The sequence below is a fragment of the Pseudomonas sp. RC3H12 genome, from assembly GCF_018596375.1.
GTDB lineage: Bacteria > Pseudomonadota > Gammaproteobacteria > Pseudomonadales > Pseudomonadaceae > Aquipseudomonas.
Genome location: NZ_CP075595.1, coordinates 3,969,336 through 3,990,106 on the forward strand (window position 1 = coordinate 3,969,336; position 20,771 = coordinate 3,990,106).

General features: G+C 58.4%; 21 protein-coding genes. 8 read left to right on the forward strand and 13 right to left on the reverse strand.

What is annotated here, in order from left to right; genetic code table 11:
- The first annotated feature begins 117 nt into the window (after positions 1–117).
- Positions 118–1,005 carry a hypothetical protein gene (locus tag KHO27_RS17980; protein WP_023631032.1) on the forward strand — a complete coding sequence of 296 codons (888 nt, stop codon included), beginning with the start codon at positions 118–120 and terminating at the stop codon, positions 1,003–1,005.
- A gap of 67 nt (positions 1,006–1,072) precedes the next feature.
- Here the strand turns inward: KHO27_RS17980 and KHO27_RS17985 are convergent, their stop codons facing one another.
- Complete coding sequence (locus KHO27_RS17985) at positions 1,073–1,780, reverse strand: SDR family oxidoreductase (protein ID WP_214500577.1); 708 nt, start codon at positions 1,778–1,780, stop codon at positions 1,073–1,075.
- A gap of 76 nt (positions 1,781–1,856) precedes the next feature.
- Here KHO27_RS17985 and KHO27_RS17990 point away from each other — a divergent pair, with 76 nt between their 5' ends.
- On the forward strand, positions 1,857–2,813 hold the full coding sequence (locus KHO27_RS17990) for an arsenic resistance protein (protein WP_214500578.1): 957 nt from the start codon (positions 1,857–1,859) through the stop codon (positions 2,811–2,813).
- Here KHO27_RS17990 and KHO27_RS17995 read toward each other — a convergent pair.
- Positions 2,810–3,328 carry a histidine phosphatase family protein gene (locus tag KHO27_RS17995; RefSeq protein ID WP_214500579.1) on the reverse strand — a complete coding sequence of 173 codons (519 nt, stop codon included), beginning with the start codon at positions 3,326–3,328 and terminating at the stop codon, positions 2,810–2,812. The two genes, KHO27_RS17990 and KHO27_RS17995, sit on opposite strands and share 4 nt — an antisense overlap.
- A 135-nt stretch (positions 3,329–3,463) precedes the next feature.
- Positions 3,464–5,767 carry a 5-methyltetrahydropteroyltriglutamate--homocysteine S-methyltransferase gene (metE, locus tag KHO27_RS18000; RefSeq protein WP_214500580.1) on the reverse strand — a complete coding sequence of 768 codons (2,304 nt, stop codon included), beginning with the start codon at positions 5,765–5,767 and terminating at the stop codon, positions 3,464–3,466.
- A gap of 301 nt (positions 5,768–6,068) precedes the next feature.
- On the opposite strand from metE, the gene KHO27_RS18005 reads away from it, so the two are divergent.
- The 4 genes from KHO27_RS18005 to KHO27_RS18020 all read left to right on the forward strand — a co-directional run bounded on the left by KHO27_RS18005 (position 6,069) and on the right by KHO27_RS18020 (position 9,186).
- Positions 6,069–7,556 (forward strand): methylenetetrahydrofolate reductase C-terminal domain-containing protein, encoded by a 1,488-nt coding sequence (locus KHO27_RS18005; RefSeq protein WP_214500581.1) that lies wholly within the window; start codon positions 6,069–6,071, stop codon positions 7,554–7,556.
- A gap of 91 nt (positions 7,557–7,647) precedes the next feature.
- The gene (locus KHO27_RS18010; protein WP_203648016.1) at positions 7,648–7,887 is read left to right on the forward strand and encodes a type II toxin-antitoxin system RelB/DinJ family antitoxin; all 240 of its coding nucleotides are present in this window, start codon (positions 7,648–7,650) and stop codon (positions 7,885–7,887) included.
- Entirely contained in the window at positions 7,877–8,167 is a 291-nt protein-coding gene (locus KHO27_RS18015; protein WP_023629498.1) for a type II toxin-antitoxin system RelE family toxin, read from the forward strand. Before KHO27_RS18010 ends, KHO27_RS18015 begins: the two co-directional genes overlap by 11 nt.
- A 422-nt stretch (positions 8,168–8,589) precedes the next feature.
- Positions 8,590–9,186, forward strand: coding sequence for a transglycosylase SLT domain-containing protein (locus tag KHO27_RS18020; RefSeq protein WP_214500582.1), 597 nt, complete (start codon positions 8,590–8,592; stop codon positions 9,184–9,186).
- A gap of 144 nt (positions 9,187–9,330) precedes the next feature.
- On the opposite strand, the gene KHO27_RS18025 is transcribed toward KHO27_RS18020, so the two are convergent.
- The 6 genes from KHO27_RS18025 to KHO27_RS18050 form a co-directional block, all read right to left on the reverse strand.
- Positions 9,331–9,561, reverse strand: coding sequence for a hypothetical protein (locus KHO27_RS18025; RefSeq protein WP_102682137.1), 231 nt, complete (start codon positions 9,559–9,561; stop codon positions 9,331–9,333).
- Positions 9,554–9,694 (reverse strand): hypothetical protein, encoded by a 141-nt coding sequence (locus KHO27_RS18030; RefSeq protein WP_214500583.1) that lies wholly within the window; start codon positions 9,692–9,694, stop codon positions 9,554–9,556. Before KHO27_RS18030 ends, KHO27_RS18025 begins: the two co-directional genes overlap by 8 nt.
- 759 nt (positions 9,695–10,453) lie before the next feature.
- Complete coding sequence (locus KHO27_RS18035; RefSeq protein WP_250888376.1) at positions 10,454–11,143, reverse strand: AbiV family abortive infection protein; 690 nt, start codon at positions 11,141–11,143, stop codon at positions 10,454–10,456.
- 947 nt (positions 11,144–12,090) lie between these two features.
- Complete coding sequence (locus KHO27_RS18040; RefSeq protein ID WP_083567648.1) at positions 12,091–12,435, reverse strand: hypothetical protein; 345 nt, start codon at positions 12,433–12,435, stop codon at positions 12,091–12,093.
- Positions 12,420–12,629, reverse strand: a complete 210-nt coding sequence (locus KHO27_RS18045) for a hypothetical protein (RefSeq protein ID WP_214500584.1) — start codon at positions 12,627–12,629, stop codon at positions 12,420–12,422. Before KHO27_RS18045 ends, KHO27_RS18040 begins: the two co-directional genes overlap by 16 nt.
- 719 nt (positions 12,630–13,348) lie before the next feature.
- Positions 13,349–13,630 (reverse strand): hypothetical protein, encoded by a 282-nt coding sequence (locus KHO27_RS18050; RefSeq protein ID WP_083567644.1) that lies wholly within the window; start codon positions 13,628–13,630, stop codon positions 13,349–13,351.
- Between the two features lie 188 nt (positions 13,631–13,818).
- Here KHO27_RS18050 and KHO27_RS18055 point away from each other — a divergent pair, with 188 nt between their 5' ends.
- Both KHO27_RS18055 and KHO27_RS18060 read left to right on the forward strand, forming a co-directional pair.
- On the forward strand, positions 13,819–15,144 hold the full coding sequence (locus KHO27_RS18055) for an AAA family ATPase (protein ID WP_214500585.1): 1,326 nt from the start codon (positions 13,819–13,821) through the stop codon (positions 15,142–15,144).
- Positions 15,131–16,063 (forward strand): DUF4435 domain-containing protein, encoded by a 933-nt coding sequence (locus KHO27_RS18060; RefSeq protein ID WP_214500586.1) that lies wholly within the window; start codon positions 15,131–15,133, stop codon positions 16,061–16,063. The genes KHO27_RS18055 and KHO27_RS18060 overlap by 14 nt, the downstream gene beginning before the upstream one ends.
- A 172-nt stretch (positions 16,064–16,235) precedes the next feature.
- Here KHO27_RS18060 and KHO27_RS18065 read toward each other — a convergent pair whose 3' ends face one another.
- The 4 genes from KHO27_RS18065 to KHO27_RS18080 all read right to left on the reverse strand — a co-directional run bounded on the left by KHO27_RS18065 (position 16,236) and on the right by KHO27_RS18080 (position 20,639).
- Positions 16,236–17,090: a hypothetical protein gene (locus KHO27_RS18065; RefSeq protein ID WP_214500587.1), complete on the reverse strand. Its 855-nt coding sequence runs from the start codon at positions 17,088–17,090 to the stop codon at positions 16,236–16,238.
- An 89-nt stretch (positions 17,091–17,179) separates the two neighbouring features.
- Positions 17,180–20,074, reverse strand: a complete 2,895-nt coding sequence (locus KHO27_RS18070) for a DUF927 domain-containing protein (RefSeq protein ID WP_214500588.1) — start codon at positions 20,072–20,074, stop codon at positions 17,180–17,182.
- Complete coding sequence (locus KHO27_RS18075; RefSeq protein ID WP_214500589.1) at positions 20,071–20,355, reverse strand: DUF3077 domain-containing protein; 285 nt, start codon at positions 20,353–20,355, stop codon at positions 20,071–20,073. Before KHO27_RS18075 ends, KHO27_RS18070 begins: the two co-directional genes overlap by 4 nt.
- Positions 20,352–20,639, reverse strand: a complete 288-nt coding sequence (locus KHO27_RS18080) for a hypothetical protein (RefSeq protein ID WP_214500590.1) — start codon at positions 20,637–20,639, stop codon at positions 20,352–20,354. Before KHO27_RS18080 ends, KHO27_RS18075 begins: the two co-directional genes overlap by 4 nt.
- Positions 20,640–20,771: the final 132 nt, after the last annotated feature.

Here is a 20,771-nt window from a genome sequence, read left to right on the forward strand (position 1 = left end):
ACCAAAACAACACTTTGACACTTTCAAGGCGCCCTCTAACCTGTGTCAGGCACTCCCTGAACTGCTTAAGTTCAAACGCAATCGACCCTATAAATAAATCTGCTAAAGGGATTTGACATGCACGCTCCAGGAGCAATTCCATCGGAAAAAGAAAGTGCCCACGCCTGGCTGACGGAAACCAAGGCGAATGCAAAATCCACCGCGCTGCGCGGCAACATTTTCGCGCAGGACTACAACCGCCAACTGCTCACGGCGACTGGCCAATCCATGCGCAGCGGCGCGGATGCCATCAACCCCTTCTTCAGCCCGGCCAAGGGCACGGCGACCGGCAGCTATGCCAAGGATGCGGACGCCAACGTCAGCCCCGGCAGCGCACCAGTGAGCATCTACGAAGGCCTGCAGACGGCCATCGACATTGCCCGCCGACGCTCCGGCTACAACCCACTGGACCAGCCGACCGACCAGAAGCCGAAGTCCGCCGGTGACCGTGAGCACTTCATCGCCTTCACCCAGCAGATCGCGGAAATCCCGTTCCTTTCCCTGCTGGCAGCGCAAGTCACGCAGATCCAGCAAAAAAGCCATGACGCCAACGCGCTGGTCGACTCATTCGTCAAAGGCTTCATCGGCCTGAAGAACCAGGATGTCGAGCAGATCAAACAGTCCCTGAGCAGCCTGGTGAATGCGGCACTGTCCTATTCCGAGCAGACCGAGCGCCAGTCGAACTTCAACCAGAACATCCTGCAAACCGGCGACAGCGGCTCGGTGAACTTCATGCTGTACGCCAGCGAATTCACCATCAAGGCGTCCAGTCACAAGGGCACCATCACCTTCCAATCGTCTTACACCTTGTCCCAGGCGATCTACCAGCTGTCGGTGGAAAGCTGGAACAACGTCAAAGACGTGTTCTCCAAACAGCAGAAGACCGATACCCAGCAATGGCTCGGCGATACCACCACGCAAGTGCGCGAAGGCTCAAAACTGCGGGCGATCTGCCTGGTCAGCTGAGACCTTCGCCCAGGCCCGACAGGTTCCCCTGTCGGGCCTTTTCAACATCAGTGCGCGCCCTCGCAGCTCAGAAGCGCTCGTCGCGCAGCGCCGGCAAGGTGATGTCGCGCACATAGCTGGCCGACGACAGGCTCAGCATCATCCGGCACACCTGCACCACATCGTGCAGCGGGATCAGCGCGTCCTCGCCCCGCCGTTCGGCCTCGGCCAGCGGCACGTCCAGGCCATCCTCGGTGTTCAGGTAGCCCAGGTTCAGGCAACTCACCCCCAGGCCCTGTTCGCGGAAACCTTCGCGCAGGCTTTCGGCGATGCCGCGCAAGCCGAACTTGCTGGCGCCGAAGGTCACCTCCGGGCGACCACTGCCCGGCAGGCCGGAGGTGGAACCGGTGAGGATGATCCGTGGTCGGGCACTCTGCAGCAGCAGCGGCAGCAGGCGCTTGATCAGCAGCAGCGGCGCGGTGATGTTGGTGTCGACCATGCGCTCGATCTGCGCCTCGCCATCATCGAGGAAGCTGTAGCCTTCCTCGAAGGCCCGCGCCTCCCAGATGCCGACGTTGTACACCAGCACGTCCAGCCCACCGTCTGCCACCGCCTCATGGATGATCGCCGCGGCCTGGCGCGGCTGGCCGAGGTCGGCCTCGATCCACTGCACCGCGCCCGGCAACGCCACCGGCCTGCTGCGCGACACACCGATCAGCGTATCGCCATGCCCACCCAGGCCCTGCACCAGCGCCTGGCCCAATCCCTTGCTTGCACCGACCACCAGAATTCGCATCGAATCACTCCCTATGGACTGCGCCGGATAGTAACCTGCCCGCCCCAGTAATCCAGTCGGAAATGCCAGGCAGCCCGTGGACAGAGCGCAACTCGAGCAAAACCAGATCCCCCTCTACTTCATCGCCGTAGCGCTGGCCGCCGTGCTCGGCCTGCTCGCACCCGGCGCCGCCGGCGCGCTCGAAGCGCTGGTGACCCCGGCCATCGCCGTGCTGATGTACGCGATGTTCTTGCAAATCCCGTTCCTCGACTTGCGCGCAGGGCTTGGCAACCGGCGCTTCATGGGCGCGCTATTGCTGGCCAACTTCGTGCTGGTGCCGCTGCTGGTGTGGGCTGGAACCCGCGGGTTGGTCGAACACCCCGCCGTGCTGGTCGGCGCCCTGCTGGTGCTGCTGACGCCGTGCATCGACTATGTGGTGGTGTTCACCCACCTCGGCAAGGGCGACGCGCGCCTGACCCTGGCCGCCACGCCGGTGCTGTTGCTGGTGCAACTGGCGCTGCTGCCGCTGTACCTGGCGTTGATGCTGGGTGGCGCCGGCCATGTGGAGATTTCCGTGGCGCCATTCGTCGAAGCCTTCGTGCTGCTGATCGCGCTGCCCCTGCTGCTGGCCGTCGCCACCAGCGCCGGGGCCCGGCGCTCTGCGCTGGTTTCGAAGTGGAACGATGCCTGGACGTGGCTGCCGGTGCCGGCCATGGCCCTGGTGCTGATCGCGGTGATCGCCTCGCAGATCGGCGTGGTCGCCAGCCGGCTGGACGACCTGCTGCCGGTAGTGCCGGTGTATGTCGGTTTCGCTTTGCTGGCGCCGCTGCTCGGATTGTTTGCGGCGCGGCTGTTCAAGTTGTCCACAGGCGAGGCCCGGGCGGTGACCTTCAGCGCCGCCACGCGTAATTCGCTGGTGGTGCTGCCGCTGGCGTTGGCGCTGCCTGAGTCGATCCGGGCGTTGGCGGCAGCGGCGGTGATTACCCAGACGCTGGTGGAGCTGGTCAGCGAGCTGGTCTACGTTCGTGTTGTGCCGGCGTTGGTGCGGCGCTAGGCCAGTCGCACCCGCCACTGGCCGTAGTGGCTGAAACGCGCACTGGCCAGGGGCTGCACATCTATGCGGTGGAAGGATTGCAGAGGCGCGCCCAGCGCATGCAGCATTGCGGCGCGGATGACGAAGGGGTGGGTGACGGCGGTCCATTCGCCCTCGCCCAGGGCGCTGTCCATCCAGTGGGCAACACGCTCGCACAGCGCGGCCAGCGATTCGCCGCCGTGAGGCGTGGCATGGGGGTCGCTCAGCCACGCCTGCAACGCGGCCTCATCCAGATGCTTGAGCGGCTGACCTTTCCAGGTGCCCAAGTCGCAGTCGCGCAGCCCCTCATCAACCGTCGCCCTCAGGCCCTCGGCCGTCTGCCGGGCGCGCAGCTCCGGTGCGCTGAGGTAGCGCACCGCCGGTTCAGGCACAAGCGAGGGCAACTCCAGCAACGGCTCACTATCCAGAGCGAAACGCCCCACCCTTTGCGCCTCGGTGCGAGCATGGCAGATCAGGGTGAGGTGGATGGGCTTCATGGCAGGGCTTCGGCAGGGATGTCCGGGCACTCTAGCCGAAGTCCGGGGAACATGCGCGGGCCCAATCGCGGGGCAAGCCCGCTCCCACAACGCCGGAATGAACCTACGTGGGAGCGGGCTTGCCCCGCGATGGGCTCAGGCCGAAGCGCGCAACTCGCGGGCAGCGGCGACCATGTTCACCAAAGCTGCCTCGGTCTCCGGCCAGCCACGGGTCTTCAAGCCGCAATCCGGGTTCACCCACAACCGCTCGGCCGGAATCCGCTGTGCCGCCTTGCGCAGCAGCTTGACCATCTCCTCCTTGCTCGGCACTCGCGGCGAGTGGATGTCGTACACCCCCGGGCCGATCTCGTTCGGGTAGGCGAAACGCTCGAACGCCTCCAGCAACTCCATGTCCGAGCGCGAGGTTTCGATGGTGATCACATCCGCGTCCATTGCCGCGATCGACTCGATCACATCGTTGAACTCGCTGTAGCACATGTGGGTGTGGATCTGCGTCTCGTCCCGCACACCCGAGGCACACAGGCGGAACGCCTCGGTGGCCCATTCCAGGTAGCGCGGCCAGGCGCTGCGGCGCAGCGGCAAGCCCTCGCGGAAAGCGGCCTCGTCGATCTGCACGATCTTGATGCCGGCGGCTTCCAGATCAACCACTTCGTCACGAATGGCCAGCGCCAGCTGGCGTGCCTGCACCTCGCGGCTCACGTCCTCGCGCGGGAACGACCACATCAGCATGGTCACCGGGCCCGTCAGCATGCCCTTCATCACCTTGCGGGTCAGGCCCTGGGCGTAGGTGATCCAGTCCACGGTCATCGCCTTCGGGCGGCTCAGGTCACCGAAGATCACCGCTGGCTTCACGCAGCGCGAACCGTAGCTCTGCACCCAGCCGAAACGGGTGAACGCGTAGCCGTCCAGCTGTTCGGCGAAGTACTCGACCATGTCGTTGCGCTCGGCCTCGCCGTGCACCAGTACGTCCAGGCCGAGGTTCTCCTGGATCTGCACCGCATGACGGATCTCGCTGTGCATGGCCTCGATGTAGTCGGCCTCGGTCAGCGTGCCCTGCTTGAACGCCTGGCGCGCCAGGCGGATGGCCGCGGTCTGCGGGAACGACCCGATGGTGGTGGTCGGAAACGCCGGCAGGTTGAGCCCGGCGCGCTGCTTGGCGATGCGCTGCTCGAAAGCGCTGGCGCGCTGGCTGTCGGCAGGCTTGATAGCCGCGACACGGGCCTGCACCACCGGCTTGTGAATCCGTGGCGAGGTGGCGCGGCTGCGCTGCACGGCGCGGCTCTGCGCCAGCGCCGCCAGTACCTCGTCGGCTTCGGGCTGGTTCAGTGCCTTGGCCAGCACCGCCACTTCCTGGCACTTCTGCACGGCGAAGGCCAGCCAGCTTTTCAGTTCGTCATCGAGCTGGTCTTCACGGGCCAGGTCCACCGGGCTGTGCAGCAGCGAGCACGACGGCGCCACCCACAGGCGGTCGCCCAGGCGCTCATGGGCATGGCACAGCACCTCCAGCGCCTTGTCCAGGTCGCAGCGCCAGACGTTGCGGCCATTGACCACGCCCAGCGACAGCACCTTGTAGGCCGGCAGGCGGTCGAGGATGGTCGGGTACTGGTCCGGGGCACGCACCAGGTCGATGTGCAGGCCATCGACCGGCAGGTTGGCGGCCAGGCCGAGGTTGTCTTCGAGGCCGCCGAAGTAGGTGGCGATCAGTTTTTTCAGCGGGGCGCGCTGGAGGATGTTGTAGACCCGCTCGTAGGCGTTCTTCCAGTCCTGCGGCAGGTCGAGGGCGAGGATCGGCTCGTCGATCTGCACCCACTCCACGCCCTGCACCGCCAGGCGGTTGAAGATCTGGTCATACAGCGGCAGCAGGCGGTCGAGCAGGTCGAGCTTGTCGAAGTCGGCGCCCTTGGCCTTGCCCAGCCACAGGTAGGTCAGCGGGCCGATCACCACCGGCTTGACCGCATGGCCCAGGGCCCTGGCCTCCTCGACCTCCTCGAACAGCTGCTCCCAGCTCAGGGCGAATTGCTGGTCGGCGCTGAACTCGGGGACCAGGTAGTGGTAGTTGGTGTCGAACCACTTGGTCATCTCCTGGGCGTGGGCACCACCGCAGCAGCTATCGCTTCGGTCCGTCGCCACGGCGCCTCGGGCCATGGCGAACAGGGTCTGCAGGGTCGGCTTGGCACCGTCCTTGGCACGGAAGCGTTCGGGGATCACGCCAAAGGTCAGCGAGTGGGTCAGCACCTGGTCGTACCAGGCGAAGTCGCCGACCGGCAGCAGGTCGATGCCGGCGTCCTTCTGCACCTGCCAGTGGGCGGCACGCAGCTCACGGCCCACGGCGCGCAAACCGGCTTCGTTCAGCTCGCCCTTCCAGAATGCTTCCTGGGCTTTCTTCAACTCACGGTCGCGGCCGATACGTGGGAAACCCAGGTTGTGTGCCAGTGCCATGTCGTGGTCCCTCGATCTTTTTAAAATGAATGAGGGCAATTCTGGGCTGCGGTTTAATGTGAGACAAACTCATTAAATTTGAGATGAACTCAAGATTTGTTCATAGTGCCAATTCCTGTGATGAGCCATTACAGCCATCGAAGTTGTTGCAGGCTTCGTGGGAGCGGGCTTGCCCCGCGATGACGTCGCCCCAGGTGACCCAAATGTCTCAATCAACACACTCACCCGCGCAATCAGACATGCCAACGCCGCCCACCTGTCGCACACTGCCACCCTGCCCCAACCCGGTAGCCCACACGCCATGAGCCTGCTGAAAACAACCCTGGACGCCAACGCCTTCGCCTGCATCCTGGAGTTCGTGCCCAAGCCCAGCGCCGAGCGTTTCGCCACCCTCGACACCCTCATGGCCCGCACCCAGCTGTGCGGCTGGCCGCTGACCGTGGCCATCGGCGACCGCGTCGGCAGCGCCCTGGACATGTCGCCGCTGGACGCCTTCAATAGCCTGGCCGAGCCCGTGCCCGCGCTGCTGCACTTTTCAGGCAAGGACCGCGAACGCCGCGACCTGCTCGCCCAATTGCAACGCATGGACGCCGCCGGCCTCGACCAATTGCTGCTGCTCACCGGCGACCGCCTGCCCGGCCACGTCCCGGGTCAGCGCCCGGTGCGCTACCTCGAATCCGTCGCCGCCCTGCAGATCGTTCGCCAGGCCCGGCCGCACTGGCTGCTGGCCGCCGCACTGAATCCGTTCAAGTATCAGGAGGCCGAAGGCGGCGCGCAGTACTGCAAGGCCGAAAAGAAACTCGCCGCCGGGGCCGACCTGTTCATCCTGCAGCTCGGTTTCGATATCGACAAACATCAGGAAGCCTTCGACTGGATGCAGCGCCAGCCCCGCCCCAAGCCGTTGATGGCCTGCATCATGGCGCTGACCGAAGGCCGTGCCGGGATGCTCGAGCATGTCGCCGGGGTGACCGTCACGCCGTCGATGCGCGCACTGCTGGCCGCCGAGGCTGCGGTTTCCAAGGCCTACGCCAAAGAGCGCGCCAACCAGCGCCTGGCCTTGCAGGTGATCGGCCTGAAGTTGATGGGCTATGCCGGCGTGCACTTGTCCGGCATCCATGAAGTGGCGCAATTCGAAGCGCTGGAGCAGGCCATCAGCGCGCTGCAACCGCAGTTCACCTCACTGGAAGACTGGACCCCGGCCTGGGAAGCGGCCTGGCAGGAAGCGGACCTTGAGCCGGTCACCTTCCATCCACCCGGGCACGCCTGGCGCCTCGGGCAACGACAGATCACCGCCTCCAACAAGGAAAAGGTGCGCTATCACCTGCTGTCGGCGATGCACCACCAGTTGTTCAGCCGCACCACCGCCTTGAGCAAGGCCTTCGGCTGGGCCGTGACCCGGCCGCTATGGGCCAACCCCACGGCAGCGCAGTGGCTGCACCAGCTGGAACGGCGTATCAAACGCCCAATGGTGGGCTGCGATACCTGTGGCAGTTGCCGGCTGGAGGACACGCTGTATATCTGCCCCGAGACCTGCCCCAAGGGGCTGGCCAACGGGCCGTGCGGCGGCACCCGCCTGGACCGTTGCGAGTTTGGCGATCGGGAATGCGTGCACAGCGCCAAGTATCGGCTGGCGGTGAGCGTGGGCAGGACCGAGGTGCTGCGTGAGCGGCTGATTCCCTGTGTGCAGGTGGAGAACCGGCAGCGCAGTTCGTGGCCGGTGTGGTTCGAAGGGGGCACCTCGAGATCGCCCTCTCTGCAGCCTGACGTCGCTGCGGAGTTCAACGAGTAATACGCTTGTCGGTAATCTCGTTACTACCCTTGCCCAACAAACTGCTTTGCCTCATTGTACAGACCAATGTCATTACAAAGAGACTGCAAACATGGCGTCCATCAATGTACGTATCGACGACGACCTCAAGGTGCGCGCCTACCGTGAGCTGGAAAAGCTGGGTGTAACCCCCTCCGAGCTGATGCGCCAAGCGCTGCAATATGTTGCTGAGCGAGGGCAACTGCCTTTTAAACCCGTGTTACTGACCGAAGAGGACGAAGCACTGCTCGCCACGGTACGCGAGCGCCTGGCCGCCCCGCAGAGGGTGAGGGTAACGCTGGATGACCTATAACCTCGATTTCGATGCGCGCGCACTCAAGGAATGGCAGAAGCTCGGCGACACCATTCGCCAACAGCTAAAGAAGAAGCTGGCAACCGTGTTGCTCAACCCGAGGGTCGAAGCGAACCGTCTGCACGGTTTCCCGGACTGCTACAAGATCAAGCTGCGCAGCAGCGGATATCGATTGGTCTATCAGGTCATCGATCATCAAATCGTGGTGTTTGTGGTCGCCGTGGATAAACGTGAGCGAGATCAGGTTTACCGCAAAGCGGCCGAACGATTGACCGAGTAAATCAAGCCTTACAAAGGCGAAAGCACTGGCGCTCTCAAGGGCACGATGAGGGTGCTATGAGGGCGCGAGATACATCCCGCATCCCAACAGTAAGACAATCTTCTGTAACTTGGCCGCGCCGAAGCTCCACGCCCAGACTTTGTTTCTCTCAAGGTCAAAGCGGGGGAACGATTGGTCTTCGCGACTGGTGGGTTCTGGGCGGATCTTGAGGTAGAGCGGCAAGGCTCGGCACTCAATTCAGCGGCTTTAGAAACTGTTGAAATGGATGATGACGTAACTTGGGTAGACGTTTGGGTTTAACGGCTGATGCCAGCCATGGTCCAGGCATCGAGTGATCGCCCGCTGATTCATCTGCGTCTCAAAAGAATGTATAAAGCGTCAGCGCCCTGCGACCCCGACGTCCGCACAAGGAAAACCCCTCCATGCTTCGGCTCACCCTGCCGGCCCTGCTCCTGGCTGTAGCCGGCTGTGCCACCAAGCCTCCCGCCAACCCCGAGAACCTCTGCGAGATCTTCCGCGAGAAGCCGAAGTGGCACGAGGCGGCGTTGAAGATGCAGGCGCGCTGGGGCGCCCCGGTGCAGGTGCCGATGGCGATGATGTACCAGGAGTCGTCGTTCAAGCACGACGCCCTGCCGCCGCGCTATTACTTCCTCGGCTTCATCCCCTGGGGCCGGGTCAGCACCGCCTACGGCTACGCCCAGGCCAAGGACGAGACCTGGGCCGACTACAAGCGCGAAGCCGGCGGCTGGGGCGCCGCCCGCGACGACTTCGCCGACGCCCTCGACTTCATGGGCTGGTACATGCAGAAGAGCCAGCGGGTGAATGGCGTGTCCAAGTGGGACGCCTATGGCCAGTACCTGAATTACCACGAAGGCTGGGGCGGCTACCGCAACCGCAGCTACGACGCCAAGCCGTGGCTGAAGAACGTGTCGCAGAAGGTGCAGGCGCGGGCGTCGGTGTTTGGGGCGCAGTATCGGAGTTGTGAGCAGGAACTGGCTCGGGGTGGGTGGTTCTGGTAGACGCTGATTCGGGGGTGATGAAGCACCGGGCAAGCGATGCGTTGCCGACCGGGCACGCTCTTGCAAGACGCGATGGTTCAAGTGGAGTCCGCTCAGGACACACCCCGCAATAGGGCCGCAAAGCGGCCCCGATGATGTGCAGCATCAGCCTGTAGAAACACCCTCTTCCTTCATCACCTCCAGCTTGCCGAACTGCTCGCTGGCCAAACGGCTGATGATCCGGATCGCCTGGTGAATGCCCGCCGTGTTGCGGAAGCTCAGTTGCGGGTTGTGCTCGCACTCGAGCACCTCGTCATGCTGGACCAGCGCCTCGCCTAGCAGTTCGAGGGTCCAGACGTAGCTTTGCAGGGTAGACATGCGGTCACGGTCAGTCATGGGGCACCTCGCGATTGGCGCGGTCGGCAAGGGACTGGCTGTCGATCGGGTAGAAGGTTGGGGATGGGGTGGCCGCACGGGTTGGGCGGCGGAGAGCGGATGCGAGGATCCTGTACAGACGTGTGATGGTCATGCATGAGACTCCAAGTTAGGTTGGAACCACCACGCACTGTCGCCAAACAATGGGTGGCAGCTGTACGCAGGTTGGCGAACCGGGAACTTGGAACCCGGCAGACCCGAAGGTCTCCCGCGCACAGCCGCCATGGCACGAGGCTGCGGACGCAAAAAAAGCGCCTGCAATCGTGTGGGGCGCTGCTGCGCCAAGTTTATCCGGGTCGCCAAACCCGGTCGCGGAGTTTGCCGCGACTGGTAGGGAATTTATTCCTTGGGGGCTTCTAGTGCAAGGTTCTTGGGGATGGGAAATGGCAATGGAAAGCGTAGGAAATGGCTTGCACGGCGGGGCTGGGTGGCAACAGTACGTGGGTTGGCCGACCGGGACGAAAGGAACCGGCACACCGGAGGTGTCCCACGTGCTGTCGCCATGATGGAAACGTGACTGATAGGGACAGCCCTACGTGTGGAGAGGGTGGCAGTTGTACGCAGATTGGCGAACCGAGGAAAAGATAACCCGGCAGACCAGATGGTCTCTCGCGTACAGCAGCCATGTCACAGCAGACGCGTACAGGTTAGCTACATCTGGTCATTGATGAGGCTTGCTGAGATGACTAGAAACAAAACGCCCGCACTGCAAGGACTGCGGTGACTTCTTAGGTGCTGGTGCGGAGACAGGAATCGAATGGCTACTACATCACCCCGTAAATATTGACATTCGGTCTTTCACATAAGTGAACGTATCCCTAAACGTATCCCTAAATCTCAAGTCACCTCAGCTTCACACGGGGTGCAGGCCACCCGCTAAGAAAGCATCCATGCTGTTGGGGCCCTTCGCAGTGAGTCCTTCTTCCTGCATAGCGCGGTACCAGGCTCCAAGGGCCGCTTTCATAGCGTCCATACCCTTCTTCCACACAGGCCCAAGGTATAAAACCCACAGCTCAAGCTCACGCTCTGTCACTGGCTCACCCCGGCTAAGAAGCTCTGCTGTGTCCACTAGGCTTGTAGCCAGCTCCGAGTCAATCACCTGGTCAGGGATCGACCAATTCGCTTTTTGCCCGAGACAATCGGTGTAAAAGCCTAACTGCTTCACCTGGTCTAGGAGATACGGGTGGTCTGATGCTTCGTCGTGAAGGGGACGAAAATCCTCCAACGATCTTGCGCCATCAGCTACCAAGGCCGGAAAGATCCAGTGGCTGTTTTTACTCGTATGAGAGCGGTAACGCTTCCAGTCTGCCTTGATCGCGCCGTCTTCCAGCTCCAGAGCCATCCTTCGGAGGATAGATATCTTTCCCGCTTCCTCAATCGAAAGCGCAGCTAGTGAAGCTGCAGAAGCAAAGCTCTCTGCCCCCAGAAGAAGGCGTGCGTCTTTGGCGAGTCTGGCGGCATTGGCTCGCGCTGCCGTCATGCCTGCAGCGAGCTGTGAGCAATCCAATCGTCCTTTGTAGCCGTCCAATTTTCTTGAAGTCATCTGGTGCCCCCTTTAGTCAAGAGCCCATATCATTGCAGCAATCGCAAGGATCCTTACAAGTGTGCTGAAAAATGCACAATTCACCCTGGTTCACCTTGTTTACCAGTTCACTAAGCTGGCGATCCTCCCACTAACAAAGAACCGCGGGTTTCCTGCCCCGTATCTAACAGCAAGTCCCAGGGTCCCCGGCGGCTCCCAGGATCGGGTAGAGGGAAATTGCTTCAGCCGCTGAAGGCACGATCAAATACGGGGCATGGGGTCGCTAGACAACTACGCATCTAAAGCGGTGTAACAGGTGTAATTGGTGTAACGACAGCGTACAAGCTATTGTTTTTAAAAGAGAAAATAGTAGTACACGCGAATGCACTTGAGTTACTACAGCAGTGTAACAGCGGATCCAGTGTAACCATCGTTGTTCGCCATCGACCAACAGCAGATTGCCGCCTGCAACCACAATTCGCCAGTTTACAAGAGCAGCACATTTCACCAGCGTGTCGAATTACAAAGCGGCTTCGGGTCGAAAGCGGTCTGCCGCAATTCAACTGGTGATGATCTCGGCGAGCGTAGCTTTGGCGAGCGCGTCCTCACGCACCTCCGGCCGCAGAGCTAGAGGCTGACCCGGCGTTTCGCCATTGCCGGAGCTGCAGGTTGCCGGCGAAACGCTCGCAAAAGTCGCTGAGTAGCAGTTGGTCTACAGGGTGGCCCAAGAGACGTAACAAGGTGTGCAGGTCCGTCTCCTGGTTGAACGCAGACCTGCCTGTCAGAAGATAGCGATTCAGCACTCCACCTCGAAATCGAAGCCATCGCGCGTCCGCTTGGTGGTCGGAACTTTCAGATGATAGGCCTCTTCGACCATGAGGACGTGATAGTACTTCTACTGGGCAATCGTCGCGTCGGGGTATATCGCCAGCACCTACCGCTGCCGTTGATCAGCAGCGAGGAAAGGGTCAGTACCAGAGTCTGGCGGCCGCGGCGTTGGTGTGTGCCGCGATACTGGCCTGGCGTGTCTTGCTAAGACCCATTTGGTCACCCAGCAGCGCGCTGGTTCGCTGGAGCAGGAAAGCGATGCCTGCAGGCTGGTGATCAAACAAGGAGTAGCTGACTAGGCCCTGGGCGACCGTGGCGTTGGAAAACTCGGTGCGTCCGATCAGAGAGACGGCCGCGAAGTAGATATCGTTAGAGCGCTCCTCGCCACTGTCGGTGGCCGAAGGCTCTTGGAGCTCGCCGCCCAGGCTGATGCGCAGATTGTCTTCCGCCGGCGCGACAAATCCAGCGCTCAGGAGATCCCGCACAAGTCCCGGATCTCTAACTGCTCATCAATCGGGCCCAGCTCCAGGATGAGGTTGCTGCGCAGCAGCTCAGCGGGCGCATTGATGCTCCAGGAGTTTGAACAGTCCAACAAGACGCCTCGCATTCGGCGGACCACAGCAACTAGGCCGAGGCGGTAGTCGCCTGACAGCACCAGCGGTACGATGCGCAGCAGCATTTCCCCAGGTTAAAGCGTCTCAGAGAGGGGCGCTCAGCGCGGCATAAATCCTCTACCGAAACGCTGGCCAGGACTCGGTGAACTTCCCGTCGACCAGCTCGTGCAACTGTTGGAAACAAGGTCCAGCTCGTCAAAGGAGCTTCGCCTTGGGCACCTGCTGATAGCGACAGAATGGGTGGTCGCCGCCGCGGCGGATGAAGAATCCACCACTTGCAAACATGGCCTTGTTCGCGCCCTCTATGTAGGGCATGAGGAGCTCAGGCCATGGCCGTTAAACACAGCGACCTCTAACAATAGGGGCTGACTACTGAGCAGGCGTAGTCGTTTCACTACTCAGCCCTCATGACCTTTCAGTCCAGGCATTTAGCAGTGAGAAGCGATAGCGTCTGAAATAGGCAGGATCGCGACGTAGAGTGGGCTACTGGCATGTGCTCGCTCCAGATGAGGCGAGCAGGTTGTTAAAGTTGAGAAAGTGGTGAAAGAAGAAATGGAAACTTGGTGATTTAAGAGTTTATGGCTGAGGAGGACTTTGCTAGGGATGATGAGTGCACACCCGCAGGAAAAGTTATTTAGTTTTCCTATAGAGCATCACCATGAAATAACAGGCGTGAACGGAATGCAGAAAGACATGAAAGGCTAATCTCTAGTCACATAAAGACAACTACAGACAAGCATTTTACAATAACTACCATCTAAAAATATCAAGCCCCACTCGCACTTTACAATCTCCATTGAGCCTGCAAGTGACTAGACACCTGAGGATCAAGATTGTACCAGTACGCGTCATTATTAGAAGCATCAACTACAATCAGATTATCGTTAGAATCCATAGACGCCCAAACTTGCTTGGCGACGTATTCCGCGGAATAAGGAGAGTTAACATACCAGCATGATTTTTGAACTTTGGCCCAGGCGCCCATTTTTTTAATGGCTTCCGCAACCCGCTCATAATGCTGACCTGGATAGCTTAGATCATAAGAAATAAAAAGGTTGTTTGCCATGCCATTATCCTAGATATTCAAAGTATTTGACTATACCTGTCACGAGCGATTAATATACTATTTCTGGTCGACGGTCAAGTTTTTTTGCGACATTTGTATAAGCAGATGGTGAAGGTCTCAGTGCACACCACCTAAAGCTGCTCAATAATCTTCGTGTCAATTTTTGGTGAAACCCAATGGAGGGGTGGATGAGGCTAGTAATTGAATCAATAAAATTCATAGGATTTCAAAGTGAAAAGACCGAAGCTTTTATTAAGCTTTCCGGTTCGCAGACCTCCATTATATTTGGACGAAACGGTAGCGGAAAAACAACTTTCCTGAAGCTGATTAATGCCATCCTTTCAAAAGATGAATCCATCTTATCAAAAGAGAAGGTGTTTCGTGCGGAAGTAGTATTTGTTGACGAGATCGATGAAAAGCACACTATTATCGTTGGGATGTCTGATGATGCAAGCAGAGGCCAGGGCATAGTTTCATCCAAGATATATGACTGGCGCCAGTTTGACGAATCGCCTTTGAGCAAGACGACATCAATGTCTATGGGAGTAGATCGAGGCACAACCATCCAGTCAACATCCATCGAAGCTTCGGATATTTTTAGATTTCTATCATTAAACAATGAAGTTAGTTTATCCAAGTCGATGGCTCTGACGATCTCGGAGCAGTTGGCTGGCTTCCTTACCCGGCAAAGCGCTTTAAAGGCTCGGTCTATTAGGCGGGGAAAAACTAATGAGCTACAGCTCGATAGGGATCATGCTTTTTTAAACAATATCAACACTTCAAACATTGAAAGCCTACTCCTTGAGAGATATCGCGTAGCGAGATCTTACGCGTCTGAGCAAATTCAAAATGCTTTGTTTGACACGCTTGCTGTTGCAATTGATTCTGAGGCCGAAAAAGCAGCTGCTTTAAATTTGCCTGAGGACCTAGGAGAGCAGATTGTTTCCGGAAAAGAAAGGATTATTGAGGCACTCAACGAAGGTCCTGAAAATAAGTTCAAGAACAGAATTATCGCCATGCTTTCTGAAATGGGGGCTGATGGTGGTGTTGCGGCAAATCCAGTAAACCCCATATTTGGTCAGCTAATTTGGAACATGCTCAAAGAGCTAAAGCTGGAGAAGCAGCTGCTTGACTCAATTAACATTTTTATTGAGACATTTAACTACTTCTTAGGGGAAGGAAAGGAAATACAGATAAGCTCTGAAGGGATTTCGGTTTCCATAAATGGGGACAGTTTGGGAATCGATTCGCTTTCCAGCGGCGAGAGACATCTCTTTACATTTCTAGCTTTGGTCGTTGTTGATGCGAGAAATCGAGATTTCCTAATTATCGATGAGCCAGAAATATCACTTAACGCGAACTGGCAGCGAAGCCTGGTTAAGCTATTGGAGGACCTCGCTCCAGATACCCAAATCATTCTCGCATCTCACAGCCCAATCTTGGCTAAAGGTCAGCCCTCCTCTCTGGTTGAATTGAAGCCTGTAAGAATGAGTGAACAGCATGAACCTCAATAATCCGATGGCCTTTTCGGCTGATGAGTTGTTGAATTTGGCAATAATGACAAAGATACCCGTCGTTATTGTTGAGGGGGTCGATGACGTTCCAGTGTATGAGAGGATATCTGGGTCAAGCGGAATAATGTGTGATATTTATGCGTCCGAAAACCTTTGTAGAGTTCGTGAAGGGTGTGAGGGTGTTATTAAAAATATCTGCGATATCCGCGCAATCTCTGATGACATTGTTGTAGAGAATCACATTATTGGCATACTAGATAGAGATGCTAGATTTTATCGCAATGAAATGCCGGCCGACCCTGCGATCTTCACACTAAACTATTACTCAATCGAAAGCCACTATGTAAACGAGTGCTCCATACGGTATCTCGTATCTCAGTTCACGAAAGCGACGAGCCGACTAGTTACTAACTCTCTCGTGAAAGAAATTTATGACAGCATCGTCACAAGGCTGGAATTTCTTCATTATGTATCGCTGGAGGCGCTATTAAATGCATGTGATCGAGACTATAAAGCTGCTTTCGGATATTCGGACACTATAAAGTCCATAGTGGGCAGAGGACTGGTTCCAGCACTAGAAGAAAAGAGGGTAGAGCTTGATGAGTTCGCTAACCGTTTAGGTTTGACGAAATCCATGGAGACATTACTCAAAATTTGTAAGGGCAAGTGGATAGTAGAAATATTTTCCGACCACTTGCTCGAACTTATTAAAGAACTCCCGGATCATTGTGCCGCCTCGAAAATACCCCAGTGCCAGTCTTGTGCAACAGGGAACTCAGAGTCAAAGAAATGCATGTATAAATACACCTCATTCTTTAGCGCAGACATTCTGAAAATGCAGTCCTTTACTAATACCAATGTAATTTCCCTGAATTACATTAAGGAACGATTGTTAATTTTGCAAAAAACGGCTGCGTAACCGCCTATCGAAAAAGGCAGCTTTGTGGCGAGAGCGGTCACCAATGAGCGGTATATGCCTGACTAGAACTTCTCATACGCCAACTTGACACAACCGTCTTTTTTAGATGAAGACGTAGGAATAACTTAACTGTGCAAAAGCAAACAGCCCGCACCTGCGGGCTGTTTCGGGATTACGCCTCGAGCAGGTCTTCTAGTGTGATGCCTTTAGCGTGGCCTTGTATATCGTCTCGCTGAAGCTCACTGGCCGATGGGCCGAAGCCAGGAATCGACAACCTCGACAACACCATGCCTGCACCGCCTCGGTGAAGATTGGCGGCCAAGATCCGAGCCCCGACGACTATGAGTTGCTTAGCCAAGTGATTCCACTCATCACCGAGGGCTATTTCCGTTGCGGCCAAAGCCGCGTTCTGCGCATCGCGCGCTTGTTTCTGCGCATGCGCAATCTGAACGTCGAGCGAGTCAATCTCTGCCTGCAAAGCAGCGGTCAGGAGTTTTTGGCGCCTTGCGTGTTCATCTGCCTCAACAAGCTGGTTACTTGCTTTCTGCATCTCGGTGCTTGCCGCTTTTTCACCTTTGCTATCACCAGAAGCGATACTTCGTGCATACAGGTTTGCCGCGTCCAGCTCGGCCTGTCGAGGCGCTTCAAACGCCAACTCCATATCTTTCTGAATTGCTTGGAGCCGTCCAAACAGGAGCCTGCGCTTCCCCTCCAACATGGAGAGCGCGCTAACTGAATCGGACATGAGCTGGCGGGCTTGCGCCTTGCTTTCCTCGGCATTTTCCAGACGCTCACGATAATCTATCTCGTCGTCGAGCTTCTCCAGTTCCGTAGAAATGCTACGCACGCGACATTCATCAGCGGAAATCTTTTCTACTGCTGCTGTAGCTTCGGGGCTACCTACACAATTACCGTTGCGCCAAGCATTCGGCATGTCTCGCCAAGCTGCGAGTTGACCTGGAATACTGGCCTCAAGCGCATCACGTTCAGCAATCAGTTCATCTCGCTGTTTTTTGAGTTCATTCATGATCGATACCTAAAAATGGGATTGTGTTGTGACCGGGGCTGGCAAGACCGCTCGCTGCCATCGCTACCTCATGGATTAGAGGTGGTGGTTCAAGCGGCCTGCGCTTCGTTCTCAACCGGTTCAGGGATCGTCACGACAACGTAGCAGCGCTGCAGTCCAAGGCCGGGCAGGCGCACGGATACGGAGGCCTTGCCATCCTTGCCAGGCTCCAGTACTCGACGCCGCAAAAGCTCTTTGTTCACTGCATTGAGGTTCATGCCGCGGAAGATCTCAGAGCGCCACGCTTCCGGGAGTACGTAATAAGTCGTCGTCGTGTGCGCCGTGTCGCCCATGCCATGTTCCATAGACTTGCGAAAGCCGAGTCGATCAAGGGTGCGTGGACCATGTTCATCGAGCTTGGCAGCAGCAGATTCCCATCTTGTAAAGCGGCTTTCTCCGAACCTCTCGATCACTTGGCGAAGGCGAGCAAGAACTGCATCACCTTCCATGTTCCCGGCGCCGCCTCGCTCAGCCAACCAGGCCCCCAGGCATACACGGGCGGAGTCGAGAGCCAATCCATCCGGCCATCCAGTAACGCCCAGGGCGGTGGCCAGCTCTCCAGCCGCTGCTGCCAATCCGAAGCGAGTAGCAGCACGCTGAGCCTGTCCGCTCGCACTGATTGGTAGTGCTTCTGCGGTGAAACGCTCCACGGTGCTGCGGACCATGGCTACGTAGGCGCGCAGTTTGACCGGGTCGCACAGGGCCGACAGGAATGCTAAGGCAGGTGATCCGTAGGACTTGGCCACACGGGCTTTCAGAGCATCCGAAAGCGCAGCCGCATCTTCAAAACCATGCAACTCCTCGAACAGCCCCAGTCCTTTTCCGGCATCAGCCGGCACGGCTAATAGCCGTACTTCCATACCCGCTTTTAAATCTTTGTTTGCTTCAGCCATGTGTTGCGCAAGGGTCTTTTCTCCCGTGGAAAGGAACAGCAATCGCCATTCTTGTACCTGGCGCCCGCTCATCCCACGATCATTCGCCCGGGCTTTACCTGTGCCGTTGCCAAGCATGTAGACCGTTTCCCCGATGATCCGTGGATCACACATCCCGATTTCATCAAGCACCAGGAGGCCATCGGAGTGTGCCGCCGCGATACTTTCCAGCGCGTTATCAGTAGAACGCCAGGAGCGCACCAGGCGTGGCCCTCCCCAAACCGAAGCGGCCACCTGTAAATGGGTGGTCTTCCCGCCCGAGCTATCGCCGTAGAGGTGGAAGCCGCCCGACTCATGGCCAAGCAAGTGCAGCACCGCTCCAGCAAAAGCTACGCACACGACGAACGTCAGGCGGTTGTTCCCCACGCACAACGTGCCGATTTGCTGTTGCCACTGCTCTAGTGTTCCAGCTTGGGTAATGGGTGGGAGCTGGGCGCCGGCTTCGTAGAAGTGCAGGTATTCCGTGCTGGCACCGATCTGCCGATCCGGCACCAAGTAAGCATCCCCATGCCAGCCCAGACGAGTGACCAAGCGGGCGCGCTCGGAGCCGTCATAGCCTTGTAGGTAGCTCTGCAGGTCGTTGCGCGAATTGCGTGCAGTACGCACGGGCGCCAGGCGCAGCCCCATGTCGACCAGTGGCGCGAGCACCTCCTTGCCAAAGTCACCCGCCATCGCCCTGGCCGGAATGTTGAGGCGTTTGCTGGCCCCATCCGGATCGTCGAACTCCACCAGCAGGCCCCAGCCGTGGCCCTTTTCGTCACGGGTGCGAGCCAATATCTCTAGCCGTGAACAAACCGGTCGTGCTTCGCCATCTTCACCGGCATAGAACACCCCATCCTTCGTGACGCGGAAACCGCTCGGGGGCGGGGCGGTTTTCTTCTCGGATTGGTGCTTGGCCTGGCCAGTGGCTTTGCTGTGCTTGGCGGGTTTGGGCGTGGCGGCAGGTGCGAGGGCAAACATCTCCCCGGTGCGTTGCAGCTCCGACAAGTGTTGGGCTGTCCAGCCTTTGGATTGGGCATCCGCCGCATCGTCACCTTCGCGCCACTCACCGCCTGGCGCGCAAGTGGGGCGCTCACCGTCCATACCAGGGAGTTGCCTAAATACAGTCATAGCTACCGTCTGAACCGAGGCAGCCCCAAGCTCCCGAAGGTGATCGGCCAAGGCATCCATGCACTTTAAGCCTGGAGCGTCGTTATCGGGCCACAGTAATACGTCACGCCCGACTAGCGCCGCGAAATCAGCCTTCTGCCAAGAGTTCGTCCCGTTAGGCCAGCAGGTGGCAACATGCTCGGGCAACAGCTCGGCAGCAGCATCGGCGGCCTTTTCACCCTCGCACAATACGACTGGTGCCGAAGGACGTTTAGCCAAGTCATCAAGGCGCAGGAGCGGGCGTGGCTCCGATAAGCCCTGCCAGCGCCAGGCCAGCGAGCCGTTAGCAGAGTGTTTACACCAGGTGAGAGGCGCGAAGACTTTGCGCGGCGTGCCGCTCTCATCCGGCCCGAGGTCAAAGCGGTACAGCACCATAAGTGGCTGACCGTTGGCGTCACGGTAAATCCAAACCTTTGAAGGTTTACCGTGCTGTCGGTGCGCTTGCAGCACCTTCTGCATTGCCTGCTCAGGAATGGGCAACACGGGCACCCACTCTGGCTTTTTGGCCTGGCTAGTAGGTGGTGTGACATTAGTGCTACTCGTTGCCTCGACACCGAGGAAAACCGCCAGCTTATTGCAAGCTTCCACATCGGTGCCGCGATCAAGGTAGCGCACTAGGTCGATCAGATCACCGCCTTTGTCGCCGGTGGCGAAGTCGCACCAGGTGGCTTTAGCTAGGTTCACCTTGAGCGAACCGGAGCGCTTATCCGTTCTTGTTGGGTTGGGGGCGGTGTACTCCTTGCCACCATCTACCCGCTTGCCATTGGGAAGCCAGTGGGCTAGCACACGATCAATCGCCGCCAGGGCGGCCACTTTGACCTGGGCAAAGGTTGGATGACGGGAGTTAGGGGTGGTCCTGCTCATGCTTGGCCACCCTCGGCAATCTGAATCCCAGTGGTTACATCATCGACAAGCGCCTTAGCCTGCTCGCCCAGATAATGTGCCGCCCACACCAGTGCATTGTTGTCTTCGCTCACGCCAGCCAGCTGGGTCAGTTTGTTTACACAGTTCATGAGCACCGATGCCTGCTCCAGTGCTTCCTCACCGGAAACACCAGGGCACACCTTGAAGAGCGGCTGATTCATCGAGTTGTGCTTGGAGAAGGTGACTCCACCTACGGTATTAACCTGAAAGTGCCCGTTCATTTCCGGCCCCCTTCCGCGACATGAAAGGTCGAGTCATCGGCATGTACGACCAGGGTACGAATCTGCTCCAGCGTTCCGCGAACGTCCCACAGGGCGCCGAGGATCACGCGATTAGCCAAGCGTTGGCTCTGGTCCGCCTCGAATTGGTCCTCAAGCAAGCACAGCACTGCTTGGGCTCGCTCAATAGCGCAGGTGAGCGCATCAATCGGGACGCCTGCCGGCGCATTTGCTGTGATGCATAGCAGGTCTTCTGGCTGAGAAAAGTGCTGTGTTGAATTGGTCATTGTGCACCCCCGTTTACTTCCAGGGCGCGAGCACGGGCCATCGCAGCGTTGTAACGCGCCAAGCGGACGGAGAGGGACGAGTCGGCGTGCAGTGCCGCAATGGCACGGGCCTTCAGGGCAGCAATGTGGTTC